Below are 12,462 nucleotides of genomic sequence, written 5' to 3' on the forward strand. Positions count from 1 at the left end.
CAATCCTTTTAGGCTGCAGCAGTCGCAGGGTCGGTTCGCTTGCGGTTCTCGATATCAAAGAGAAGACCGCCAGGCCGCGCATAGACAAACCAGGTTATGAGGAGGCAGGAGACATAGAAGGCAAGGAAACCATAGAGAGCCGGAGCGGCACTCCCCGAAGCCGCGAGCGACATGCCAAAACTCTTCGGAATGAAGAACGCTCCGTAGGCCGCGATCGCACTTGTAAATCCGGTAATCGCCGCGCTCTCCTTTTCGGACTGGCGCAGACGGTCAGGCGCGCTCATCTGCGGTTCCAGCCGGTCGATTTCCTTGCGCATGATGGCAGGGATCATCTGGAAGGTGGAGGCATTGCCGACGCCGGTTGCGAAGAACAGGACGATGAAGGAGATGAAGAATCCAGCGAACGCCCCCGGTGCTTCCTTGGCTGCGAGGAAGTAGAGTACCCCGCCAGTGCCAATCATCATCAGGAGGAATACTGCCAGCGTCACACGGGCGCCGCCAAACCGGTCTGCGATCCAGCCGGTGAAGGACCGGGACAGTGCGCCGACCAATGGCCCGAGGAAGGCAATCTGGAGGACGTTCACATCCGGGAACTGTGTCCTGGTCAGCAGCGGGAAAGCCGCTGAGAAACCGATGAACGATCCGAATGTCCCCGTATAGAGCCAGCACATGATCCAGTTGTGCTTGCGTTTGAAGATGATCGCCTGATCGGAGAAGGATGCTTTTGCACTCGACAGATCATTCATGCCGAACCATGCAGCAAACGCACTTGCAATGATGAATGGGACCCAGATGAAGCCGGCATTCTGAAGGAAGAGTTCCTCTCCCTGCCCGGTCAGCTGAGGCTGGCCGCCCAGAAAGCCGAACACACCGAACGTAATGACCAGCGGCACGATGAACTGCATCGCACTGACACCAAGGTTTCCAAGCCCGGCATTCATGGCCAGCGCATTGCCCTTCTCACGTTTCGGATAGAAGAACCCGATATTGGACATGGAGGATGCGAAGTTCCCGCCTCCAAAGCCGCAGAGCAATGCCAGGGCGAGCATGATCCAATAAGGCGTTTCGGGGTTCTGCACCGCAAAGCCGATTCCGAGCGCAGGCAACAACAGCGACCAGGTGGTCAGCGTGGTCCACAGCCGCCCGCCGAAGACCGGCACCATGAAACTGTAGAATATGCGCAACGTTGCACCCGACAGACCAGGCAGGGCCGCCAACCAGAAGAGCTCGTCAGTTGAATAATCAAACCCGATCTGCGGAAGCTTGGCGACAACCACCGACCAGACCATCCAGACGGCGAAAGACAGAAGCAGCGCCGGTATGGAGAGCCAGAGATTGCGGCTGGCGATCTTCTTGCCGGTCGCCTCCCAGAACTCCGGGTCTTCCGGGCGCCAGTCCTGGATCAGCTTCGGCGCAAGTGCTCGCGCTTCCCGCTCGCCATGGATGGGTCTCATCTCCGGCAGTTGCGGCAGCGCGTCGAGTGTCTCGCCAACGGCTTCACGTTCCATATGACGGATCGCGAGGTGCATCCAGATCAGAGAGGCTGAGACGATCAGGAACAAAAGCATGAAGCAGCTAGTCCAGATCCCCGTCAGGTCGTTCAGCAATCCGAACATTATGGGAAGAATGAAGCCGCCAAGTCCGCCCATCAGGCCGACAAGACCACCAACCGCTCCCACATCCTTTGGATAATAGACAGGGATATGTTTGTACACGGCAGCTTTGCCAAGGCTCATGAAAAAGCCCAGAACGAAAATCGCAATGACGAAAGTGACCGGTCCGGTTGCGAGACGGAAGCTGATCGGCCCCCTGACACCATCGACGACATAGGAGGTTGGCGGATAGGCCAGGAAGAAGGTGACTGCGACCGCGACCAGAAATGTCCAGTACATGACAGTGCGCGCGCCAACCCGGTCAGACAGTTGCCCTCCATAGATGCGGAAGACCGAAGCCGGGATTGAATAGGCAGCGGCCAGCATGCCCGCGGTCTTTATGTCAAAACCGTACACACCGATGAGGTAGCGCGGCAGCCAGAGTGCCAGAGCGACAAACGCGCCGAATACGAAGAAATAATAGAGCGAAAAGCGCCAGACCTGCACATTGCGCAGGGGCTCGAACTGAGAGGCAAAACTGCGCGGCTTCACGCCGCTGCGCCGGCGTTCAGCGAGTTCCGGATCGTCCGATGTCAGAAAGAAGAAAACGAGCGCGACAACGACCAAGGCGATTGCCCAGACATTGGCGACGCCTTGCCACCCAAGGGAAGCCATGACGATGGGGGCTGCAAACTTTGTCACCGCCGCGCCGACATTCCCTGCCCCGACAATGCCAAGCGCCGAACCCTGCTTCTCCGGTGGGAAGAATTTCGAAACATAGGTGATCGAGACCGAAAATGACCCGCCCGCGATCCCGATGCCGAGCGCAGCAACAAGGAACTGCGGGTAGGTCGTCGCAAAGGTCAGAAGCCATGTCGCCAATGCCGACAGCAGCATGACCGCAAGATTGACGATACGCCCCCCATACTGGTCGGCCCAGATACCCAAAAACAGTCGCGACAAGGATCCTGTGAGGATCGGCGTGCCGACGAGCAGTCCGAACTGGGTTTCGGAGAGCCCGAGTTCCTTCTGAATCTGCAATCCGAGGATGGCAAATATGGTCCAGACGGCAAAACATGCTGTGAAGGCAACAGTGGTTAGCCCCAACGCACGATTGGCGCCTTTTGCGGGCATTGAGATCGAAAGTGGCATTGGATGGCCCCCCGTTCGGGCGTAAGTTCTCTGCTAGGAGACCCACGCTTGTCATTTGGGGGGCAGACGCGCCTTGATATTTGTAAAGCAATGTCTTGCCGGATGTTCGCTGGTGCGCGCGCTTTGAAATCAATCTGCGACCGATTGACGAAACTGAGGGCCCGGCATGACACAGGCACAATCAGGAACTGATATAAACTCTCCGCGACTTGACATTTATCAAGCCTTCGTTATGTCCTGACAGAGGAACAAAAACAGCGAATGAAGCTGGAATTGTAACTGAAGACTCTGCGCCCCTGGAGGCCGAATGCCGATCAAGAATACTGACGCCGAACGTGTCCGAAATGTTTCGTTTTTCCGGAACGCGGACGATGCGACATTCGATACGGCAATGAATGGTGCATTCCTTCAGCGTTTTCCGGCCAATACAACATTATTGATGGAAGGAGATTCAGTCGATTTCCTCTACATCCTGCTGGAAGGCTCCGTTGAACTGGGCGCCGGCTGGAAGTCCAAGGACACAACGCTCGCCATCCTCCGGCCGGTCTCGACGTTCATTCTTGCGGCCGTGGTGCTCGAGTCCGATGCTCTGATGAGCGCTGTCACACTGGAGCGCTCGGAAATCCTTATGGTGCCGGGCGATTCGCTTCGGCGCGGCATGAAAGAAAATGCGGTTTTCGGATTCGCGGTTTCTGAGGAACTCGCAGGTTGCTACCGCGGACTGGTCCGGTCGATCAAAAATCACAAACTGCGCGATTCCACAGAGCGCCTTGCCAATTACCTTCTCACGCAACGGGCTCGGCAGGGTGGCCAGGACGAAATTGTGCTCCCGCATGAAAAACGGGTTCTCGCAGCCCTTCTCGGCATGACACCGGAAAACCTGTCCCGCGCCTTTTCGAAACTGTCCGATAAAGGGGTCAGCGTGGACGGGGCCCGGGTCGCATTCAGCAATGTCACCGTTCTTGAACGTCTGGCACGCCCAAGCCCCCTGATCGACAACCACTATGCGCAGGACCGCAACACACTCGGCAAGGCATATACCGAACGCCAGCAAGGTGTGCTCGACCAGAGCTAGATCAGCCACCCATCTGGGCCAGATTTCTGATGTCACCAGGGTCTGCATTGTGCAACCCATGCGCGGCGGGTTTGAAAGCCAGGGCGTCAACGATGCGGTCTTTGAGCATTCCGATCTGATCGTCAGAACAAAGCAGGTCGCGCAATGGGCGTCCGCCTTGCCCGAACAGGCAAAGCCTTAACTGCCCACGCGCAGTCACACGCAGGCGGTTGCAACCATCGCAAAAGCCCGGCGCATAAGGCGCGATAAGACCGATACGGCCAACATAATCTGCATGCCTGAACTCGACCGCTGGGCCATCATCCGCACCCCGCTCTGCCGGCACCCAGCCTTTTGCCTCCAGCCACTGCCGCAACACCTGCCCACTGACGTGCTGAGCGTCGAAGAACGCTTTGTTGTCGCCAGTCCGCATCAGTTCGATAAAGCGCACAGAAATCGCACGCTCACGGACGAAATTAGTCCAGGACGAAAAATCTTCGTCCAGCCCGTCGCGCAGCAGGACCGCGTTTACCTTCACGGCATTGAGCGGAAGCGCCTGGGCCCGCTCCAGCCCGGCCAGGACATCATGAAGGCGGTCGTGACCGGTGATACGATGGAAAGCCTCCCGGTCCAGGGCATCCATGCTGACATTGAGATTGGTCAATCCGGCATCGACCCACTCATCCACATGACGCGACAAATTCCATCCATTCGTTGTCAGGGCGACCTTGTCGATTCCCGGCTGCGCTGAAACACATGCAATCAATCGGGCAAGGTCCTTGCGGACTGTTGGCTCTCCGCCTGTCAGTCGCACCTTGCGGATCCCCAGCTGCGCAAACGCCCGCACGAGCCGGTCCACTTCCTCAGGCGCCAGAAAATCCATTGGTCCGGATTTGCGATAGCCATCGGGCAGGCAATAGGTGCAGCGGAAATTGCAGACTTCAGTGACCGATAGCCGCAAATAGCGGAACCTGCGCCCAAACGTATCCGCCACGGCAGCGCCGTGATTAGTCATCGCATGGCTCCTTTCCAAGCACGGGAGGCGACAGGGTTTCCCCTGTCACCCTTCGGCCGGACCGCCATGGCGCTTGGGGGAAAGGCGCGCTTTAGGCGAGACGGCTCGGAGCGAATATGTGTCAGCTTATGCCCAACGGGCCTGCCCGTCTTTGATGTGCGCGCCGCCGACGATTGATTGGGGTCAAGTCCCTGGCATCAACCGGTCAAGAGCCGCGTCCTGGCCTCGGCGCCAACAATCTCGGGCCATAGATGATGGCAAAGAGCGCAAAGGCCCCCGACCAGAGAGCGCTGGCCACATGATTGACGTGCATCTGGCCCGGCGCCTCAAGAAATGGGGCTGCGACACGCGCGAATGCGCCCGAGTTCACGAGGATATAGATCAGCACGGTTCCCCATCCCGCTTTAAGCATGTGCCCCGTGTGGCCAAGACTTGCGCGTGTCATGACGGCGAGGGTCATCACCCCGATTGCCCCTGCTCCAACTGCGTGAATACCTGAAACACGCGGAATCAAGGCTGGAATCAGGCCGCTCAGACCGAGCAGAAGAAGCGCCAGCGCCGCCCATACGTAGCCAACATGCAAAATGGTGACGAGCGGTTCAGAAAACGTGCGCAGCACCTGCCACCGCGCAACACGAACCAAATTCAGAAGGCCCGCGCCAACAAGCAGCCCGGAGGCGGCCGAGGAATCGGCAAACACCGCCCACGCCACCAGTGCGGCAAGAGACATGGTCAGAGTGGCCCCGTCATATCGCCCGAAAGGCACTGGCATCGCGCCGCCCCTCTTGCCAAGCCAGTTGCGCGTAAAACTGGGCGTAATTCTTCCGCCAATGACCAGGATCAGGAATATCAGCGCCGCAAGCCCCGTCCGAATTGCAACTTGCGGCAGGACGCCGACTGTGACGATCATCCAGTGAAAGACAATGTTGGCGATGGCCAGCACACTGACCGCCCCTGCGACCTTCAGATTACGAGTATTCTTGCCCGCGATGACCTCCCGCCAGACGAGGCATGCAAAGGCGAACAGGAACGCGCTTTCAATGGCACCCGGCAGCCAGACAGGGCCCGGCTGGAACAACATGGCCGCTCGCCCTGCGATCCAGAGTGCCACAAGGGCCATAAGGGGGGAGCCGCAAACGGGCAGACGTCCCGTCCAGTTTGGGACTGCAGTGAGCAGGAAGCCCGCCACGATGGCCGAACCGTAGCCGAAGACCATCTCATGGATATGGAAGATGAGCCCCGTCTCCACAGGCAGCACGCCGGGTCCGACCGTATAAGTGACGATCCAGAGCGGCACGGCAATTGCCGCCCAGATCGCCCCAAGCAGGAAGAAGGGCCGAAGGCCAAGACTGAACAGGGCTGGTCCCCTGTAGGCACGTATTCGTTCAGCACTCGAAACCATGGCTCCCGTCTTTCCTGTTTCCTAACCGCACTTGGAATGACCGCAATCAAGACAGGTATCACACCCTTCCTTGCGGATCAGTGCCTTGTGACCGCACTTCGGACAACACGCCGCATCTGAACGGCTGGTCGATGTGATGTCGGTGTTTCCAGGAGCACCGAGATGTTCGGCCACAATCCGCCCGATGGCAGCGGGCAATGAAGGAACGTATCGACCGTCCATGAACGCACCGCCCTGAGGGTCAAACACCGCCTGGAGCTCTTCTGCAACAAAACTGACGTCGCCGCCGCGCCGGAAGACAGCCGAGATCATCCGTGTCAGCGCCAAAGTCCAGGCATAATGGTCCATGTTCTTTGAATTGACGAAGATCTCGAAAGGGTGCGTCCCCTGTCCCTCGTCGGCATCATTGATCGTGACATAGACAGCATGGGCGCTCGGCGGCCATTTCAGTTTATACGTCGCTCCTTCAAGCCTGCGCGCGCGCGGAACAAGCGGTACCTCGTCCGGTCCGCTTGTTTCCGGTGCAGCAGGGACCGAAAGGATCGAACCCGTGATCGCGTTCGGGCGGTAGGTTGTCAGTCCCTTGCACCCAAGCTTGTAGCCGTCCCGGTAAACCCCCTTGAATTCCTCGAAACCGATATCGGACGGACAATTCACCGTCTTCGAGATCGAGCTGTCTATGAAACGCTGTGCGCATGCCTGCATCCGCAGATGGTCCTGTGGCGTCAGGGTCTGAGCACTGACAAATAGGTCCTCTGGCGGCATGACATCCCCGTGAAGACGCTGCCAGACCCGAAGCGCATAGTCTGTAACAGGCTCTTCGAGACTGGAACCATTCGCCTGACGCACTTTCCGGGAGTAGGAGAATGCAAAGACAGGCTCCACACCAGAAGAGACATTGTCGGCGAGCAAGGACGTCGTACCCGTCGGGGCAATTGAAGTCAGGCAGCCATTGCGCAAGCCATGTGTCGCGATCAGCGTACGCGTATCTTCATCGAGTTCCCTGAGATTGGGGCGTTCCAGAATCGCCTTGTCATAAAGGGGATAAGGCCCCTTCTCCGCCGAAAGGCCAGCCGAGGCCCGATACGCCGCACGCTTGATTGTGGCCATCCACCGTTCAGTCAATGAAACTGCGGCGTCGGATCCGTATGCGGCACCGCAGAAGATCAGTGCATCTGCCAGTCCCGTGATCCCGAGACCGATCCGGCGCTTGGCTCGGGCCTCTTCTGCCTGAGCCTCGAGCGGAAAGCGGGAAATGTCGATGACGTTATCAAGAAAGCGAATTGCGGTTTCGGTCAGCGTTTCAAGTTCAGCCTCGTCGATCCCCGCCTCCATTTCGAAGGGGAACCTGACCAATTGAGCCAGATTGATCGAGCCGAGGAGGCAAGCGCCATATGGCGGCAGCATCTGCTCGCCGCAGGGATTGGACGCCGAAATTGTTTCGATATCTGCCAGGTTGTTCAGCGCATTGACGCGGTCGATGAAGATTACGCCGGGTTCTGCGGCATCATATGTTGCCTGCATCAGCCGGTCCCAGAGCTCACTCGCCGGAATAGTGCGATAGGGCTGCCCGTCAAAAGTGAGCACCCAGTCCTTCCCGGCTTCCAGCGCGTCCATGAAAGCGTCCGTCACCAGCACGGAAAGGTTGAAGTTGCGCAACCGCGCCCCATCACGTTTGGCATCGATGAAGGCTTCGATGTCGGGATGGTCTATCCGAAGACAGCCCATCATCGCCCCGCGCCGTTGGCCGGCCGACATGATGGTCCGGCACATCGCATCCCAGGTGTCCATGAAGGAGAGTGGCCCGGAGGCCTGTGCGCCTACGCCCATGACCGGAGCCCCTGAAGGACGGATCGTGGAAAAATCCATACCGACCCCGCCCCCCTGCTGCATGGTTATTGCGGCTTCCCGGAGATGGTCAAAAATGCCCGGCAAGCTGTCGGGAACCGTCCCCATGACGAAACAATTGAACAGGGTCACATTTCGTGCCGTACCAGCTCCGGCAAGGATCCGCCCGGCCGGAATGAAACGGAAGTCGGTCAGCGCTTCGCGGAACCGGGCGCGCCAGACCTTGCGGTTCTTTGGCTTTTCAGCCTTGGCCACAGCGTCTGCAACACGGTCGAGCGTGGCGGCAAGGTCGGCGTCTTCGCTGGCCTCTGAGCGGAAGCGATACTTCTTGTCCCAGATTTCTTCAGCGAGCGGCGTGTCGAAGGGCATGGCAATCATCCTTGTCGTTTGTGTTCGGAAGGACGGTCAGGTTCTGTGATTCGGTGCGGCATGGCGCAGGCTGCGCAGCGCTCCAGGGTGTTCCAACATCTGCCGCATCCGGGTTTGACAAGGATCAATTGGCGGCACTTCACGAAGCCCCCCCAGATGCAGCGCGGGTATCAGTCGCCAAACCGAAATAATCCCGACAGACACTAATCTTGCCATCACGCATTTTGAAGATACCGCAACAGGGCAGGACTATGGCACGATCACCAGGATTCGTACGGTCCAGCCGGTCGACCACCACGACATCTCCAGCGCTGACCAGGGCCAGGACGCTTCACTCGGTTCCTGTCCAGACACTGATGAAATTCGAGATGAAGTCTTTCGGGGCCGTATGTCCCCTGACCGGCTATAACGGCATATTGTGGTAGACGCCATCTTCCGGAAAGTAGCTGACGCATTCACCCACATCGAGCCGCGATCAGGCGGCGATGAAGTTCCGTAGCGTCCTCTCATTCCCTGTCGTCGGAATCTCCATGTTTTGGAACTCTCAGAACACCATGAACGTGACCATTGCACCGGCTGGCTCGGCTCCGGCGCCCGGCCGTCTTCGAATGAGCGCATCAGAAACGGCCAGTGACCTCTGGCTGCTGGAGTCCTGCGAATCTGCCAGGATGAGTCCATGCTCGGCCTGTCGCGCACGCAGGAAGGTTTCACGATCGCCACACGCCGGGAGCGGATCAGCGCAAATGCCTTGCTTGAACGTCACGGCTTTCGCCACGTCACCGCCGCCAAGCCCCTGAAGGAGTGGCGCGAGGAACAATCGCGCGGTTACGAGCGCCGAAGTCGGATTTCCCGGCAGCCCCATCACGAGCCGCTCGCCCACATGGGCCAGCCAGACAGGCTTGCCCGGCTTGATCGCAACCTTCGGGAACACATAATCAGGAGCCGAGGCAAATACGGAACGGGAAAAATCGCGTTCTCCGACAGACGCGCCGCCGATCATGATCACAAGGTCGGCCTCCTCCAGCGCGCGCGCGGCAGCTTTTGCCATGACTTCCGGCTCGTCCGGCAAGCGTTCACGGCGGACCAAAAGACCACCCTGCTCGCTCACAAAGGCGGCAATGCCAGGCGAAACGCTCTCCGGAATCGCGCCCGCGCGGGCTTGCGCCTCTCCCGGGGCAGCGAGTTCATCGCCCGTGGCGAGGATGACAACACGCGGTCGGCGATACACGCACAGTTCCGCCTGATCCGCTGCTGCTGCCGTCGTCAGCGCCCGCCAGTCCAGCTTCACACCCGCCGGGACAAGCACATCTCCAGCCTGGAAATCCGACCCGGCTGTCCGAATGTTCCGGCCGTCTCCGTGAGGGCGGACAAAGGTCACACTTCCAGCGTCTCGCTCGGTATTCTCCTGAATGATGACGCGATCTGCCCCTTCAGGCACCGGAGCGCCGGTAAAAATACGGAACGCGGCGCCCTCCGGCAGAACCTGCCCGGGCGGGGCACCCGCGGCACTCTCTCCTGCAACGGGCAGACTGAACGGAAGATCCCCGAGATCGCGCTCCCGCACGGCATATCCATCCATCGCGGATACATTTGTGCGCGGCATGCCAAAGCGGGCAAAGACCGGCTCCGCCAAAACCTGCCCCGACGCCTGCCCGAAAGGCACACGCTCGGAACCCAGCGGATGTGCAGCCGCTTTGACCCCGGCCAGGGCCTCCTCAAATCCAATCATGAGACTGTGCTTCCCGAAGCCCAGCCACCAGACTTTCCGCCACTCTTCTCATCCAGGCGGATCGTCTGGATGACGATCCCCTTATCGACCGCTTTCAGCATGTCATAGAGTGTCAACGCTGCGACACTGACTGCCGTCAGTGCCTCCATCTCGACTCCAGTTTGCCCGGTCAGGCGCGCCTCAGCTGTCAGCCGGAACCCCGGCAGGTCATTGTCCATTTCAATGATGACTGCGACCTTGCTGAGCGCGAGCGGATGGCAAAGCGGGATCAGCTCATGCGTACGCTTCGCTGCCATGATGCCCGCAAGTTCGGCGGTTGTGATCACCGCGCCCTTGGGCGTACGCCCCTCTCGAACCATTGCGAGCGTTGCCGTCTGACACTGCACGCATCCGCTCGCGACAGCACGGCGTACGCTTGCAGCCTTGTTGCCGACATCCACCATTTGCACCCGGCCTTCCGCGTCAAGGTGGGTCAGTTCGGTCATGGGCAGATCCCCCGATACCGTTCGATCTGCCCGACCAGCGAACACGGCCTGAACCGGCTGTCCAACTCCAGTGCGAACACATTGTCCCAGGCATCCCGGCAGGCACCTGTGGAGCCTGGCACACAAAAGATGAAAGTCTCCCCTGCCTGTCCGGCAAAAGCACGCGACTGCAGTGTGGATACCCCGACCGTACCAAGGCTGACCTGATGAAAAACAATCGAGAAGCCGTCCATTTCGCGCCGGAAAAGAGGCCGGATGGCTTCCGGGGTCACATCCCGGGGGGAGAAGCCGGTTCCGCCGGTCGTCAGCACCACATCGATCCCCGGATCGGCGATCCATCGCGTGACGACTGCACGGATTTCGGAGACCTCGTCTTTCACAATGGAGCGGTCAACAAGGGTGTGACCGGCCGCTTTTGCACGCTCGATCAATAGCCCGCCGGACGTGTCGGTCTCTTCGGTGCGCGAATCTGACACCGTCAGTACGGCAATGTTCAACGGGTAAAATTCAAGGCTTTCATCAATGCCCGGCTTTTTCTTCATTCCATCTCTCCCGGTCTTCGGTGTCATTTTGTGTAGGTTCGATCCAACGCTCACCGAACGGCCCCTGTTCGCGCTTCCAGAACACGGCCTCGGTTTTCAATCGGTCCATCAGATAGTCGGCACACTGGAACGCAGCCCGGCGATGATCGCTCGCCACGCCGACTAGTACGATAATCTCGCCGGGCGCCATGGCTCCGGCCCGGTGAACCACCGAAAGCGCACATATATCGAACCGTGCCGCACCGTCCCTCGCAATTCTTTCGAGCGAAGACACAGTCATACGCGGATGATGGTCCAGAATCAGCCGGTCCAGCGGCTCGCCCTGCTTGGTGACCGGACGCACAACACCCTCAAAGGAAACCAGTGCGCCATGTCCACCCCCGCGTTCACGCAGCTCCTGCAACCACGCGGCAGAATCTATCCTTGTGAAGGCAAGTTCGGAACGAACCATGGTTTCTGTCGGCGCGTCATTCATGCGTGGTTCCCCCAATACAATGCGCCATGGGCGCCCAGAACCGATGCCATCACAGTAACCAGGCTGAGTGCCAGCAGGACAAGATGACCGCGCCAGACCAGCTTCATCGTCTCTATGGGCCTGCGCCGCCCCTGTTCGGCAAACCAGCGATGCAGGAGAAGCGGTTCGAGTACAAACAGAACCAGTGTAAATACGAGCCAGACCGCGACCATGGAATGCATCCACCAGAAGGCGGGATCAAGAAAACGGCTCCATGCCGCGAGGCGGTGGGTCATGTAAAAGCCGGACAGCCCGGCAAGTGTCACGGAGATCTTCGCCTGCCAGGAAAACGCGCCTTCAATCTTTTCGAACAGTAGCGCCCTCTCCTCGGGCGCCGCCAGCTTTCGTACACCCGGCAGAAGGACCAGTGTCACGAAGGATACGCCACCAATCCAGTGGACAATCGCGGTAACATGTATCGCGCGGGCGAGGGTCAGATCATCCATGAGGTGTCTCAGCCGCCCGAAACGGGGCTCATGAACTCAACCGTATCAGCCGGATACACCATATGTGTATCAAGAACGATTTCGTCATTTACGGCAGCGCGCACGGTTCGCTCAAGGATCGCTTCGGATTCATAGCGCGCTGCAAGGAGACGACGCAGCGTCGTAACGCTTACGCCCTTCTCTGGAACAGAGATTTCTGCCGGGCCACCAAATGGTCTTTCAATCTGTCCGTAAAATGCAATTTTCATGACTTCCTCCGATACATGGTTCAGGCGGGCGAACGGGCATTGGCGCGGTGTGACTGCAAATCGCCC

The 12,462-nt window shown here is 59.1% G+C and carries 12 protein-coding genes and 1 riboswitch; of the genes, 1 reads left to right on the forward strand and 11 read right to left on the reverse strand.

Annotated elements, in window-relative coordinates:
• Nucleotides 1-8: 8 nt before the first annotated feature.
• Nucleotides 9-2,744, reverse strand: a complete 2,736-nt coding sequence (locus HY17_RS13740; RefSeq protein WP_081813158.1) for an MFS transporter — start codon at nt 2,742-2,744, stop codon at nt 9-11.
• Nucleotides 2,745-3,051: 307 nt separating this feature from the next.
• Between HY17_RS13740 and HY17_RS13745 the strand changes: the two genes are divergently transcribed.
• Nucleotides 3,052-3,819: a cyclic nucleotide-binding domain-containing protein gene (locus tag HY17_RS13745; RefSeq protein ID WP_034767438.1), complete on the forward strand. Its 768-nt coding sequence runs from the start codon at nt 3,052-3,054 to the stop codon at nt 3,817-3,819.
• Between the two features lies 1 nt (nt 3,820).
• Here HY17_RS13745 and moaA read toward each other — a convergent pair whose 3' ends face one another.
• From moaA to HY17_RS13790, 10 genes are all read right to left on the reverse strand, one after another.
• On the reverse strand, nt 3,821-4,813 hold the full coding sequence (gene moaA, locus HY17_RS13750; protein WP_034767440.1) for a GTP 3',8-cyclase MoaA: 993 nt from the start codon (nt 4,811-4,813) through the stop codon (nt 3,821-3,823).
• Nucleotides 4,805-4,936: riboswitch (molybdenum cofactor riboswitch) on the reverse strand. It overlaps the preceding gene by 9 nt.
• An 82-nt stretch (nt 4,937-5,018) precedes the next feature.
• Nucleotides 5,019-6,215 carry an NnrS family protein gene (locus HY17_RS13755; protein WP_034767442.1) on the reverse strand — a complete coding sequence of 399 codons (1,197 nt, stop codon included), beginning with the start codon at nt 6,213-6,215 and terminating at the stop codon, nt 5,019-5,021.
• 21 nt (nt 6,216-6,236) lie between these two features.
• The gene (locus tag HY17_RS13760; RefSeq protein ID WP_034767627.1) at nt 6,237-8,432 is read right to left on the reverse strand and encodes an adenosylcobalamin-dependent ribonucleoside-diphosphate reductase; all 2,196 of its coding nucleotides are present in this window, start codon (nt 8,430-8,432) and stop codon (nt 6,237-6,239) included.
• Between the two features lie 139 nt (nt 8,433-8,571).
• Nucleotides 8,572-8,757 carry a limonene-1,2-epoxide hydrolase family protein gene (locus HY17_RS20760; RefSeq protein WP_081813159.1) on the reverse strand — a complete coding sequence of 62 codons (186 nt, stop codon included), beginning with the start codon at nt 8,755-8,757 and terminating at the stop codon, nt 8,572-8,574.
• Between the two features lie 219 nt (nt 8,758-8,976).
• Nucleotides 8,977-10,161, reverse strand: coding sequence for a molybdopterin molybdotransferase MoeA (locus tag HY17_RS13765; RefSeq protein WP_034767444.1), 1,185 nt, complete (start codon nt 10,159-10,161; stop codon nt 8,977-8,979).
• Complete coding sequence (gene moaC / locus HY17_RS13770; RefSeq protein WP_034767445.1) at nt 10,158-10,646, reverse strand: cyclic pyranopterin monophosphate synthase MoaC; 489 nt, start codon at nt 10,644-10,646, stop codon at nt 10,158-10,160. Before moaC ends, HY17_RS13765 begins: the two co-directional genes overlap by 4 nt.
• The gene (gene moaB / locus HY17_RS13775) at nt 10,643-11,188 is read right to left on the reverse strand and encodes a molybdenum cofactor biosynthesis protein B (protein WP_034767447.1); all 546 of its coding nucleotides are present in this window, start codon (nt 11,186-11,188) and stop codon (nt 10,643-10,645) included. The genes moaC and moaB overlap by 4 nt, the downstream gene beginning before the upstream one ends.
• On the reverse strand, nt 11,166-11,663 hold the full coding sequence (locus HY17_RS13780) for a molybdenum cofactor biosynthesis protein MoaE (RefSeq protein WP_034767449.1): 498 nt from the start codon (nt 11,661-11,663) through the stop codon (nt 11,166-11,168). Before HY17_RS13780 ends, moaB begins: the two co-directional genes overlap by 23 nt.
• Nucleotides 11,660-12,148: a membrane protein gene (locus tag HY17_RS13785; RefSeq protein WP_034767450.1), complete on the reverse strand. Its 489-nt coding sequence runs from the start codon at nt 12,146-12,148 to the stop codon at nt 11,660-11,662. The genes HY17_RS13780 and HY17_RS13785 overlap by 4 nt, the downstream gene beginning before the upstream one ends.
• 8 nt (nt 12,149-12,156) lie before the next feature.
• Nucleotides 12,157-12,396, reverse strand: coding sequence for a MoaD/ThiS family protein (locus HY17_RS13790; protein ID WP_034767451.1), 240 nt, complete (start codon nt 12,394-12,396; stop codon nt 12,157-12,159).
• Nucleotides 12,397-12,462 lie beyond the last annotated feature (66 nt).

Source organism: Hyphomonas sp. CY54-11-8, from assembly GCF_000682735.1.
Classification (GTDB): domain Bacteria; phylum Pseudomonadota; class Alphaproteobacteria; order Caulobacterales; family Hyphomonadaceae; genus Hyphomonas.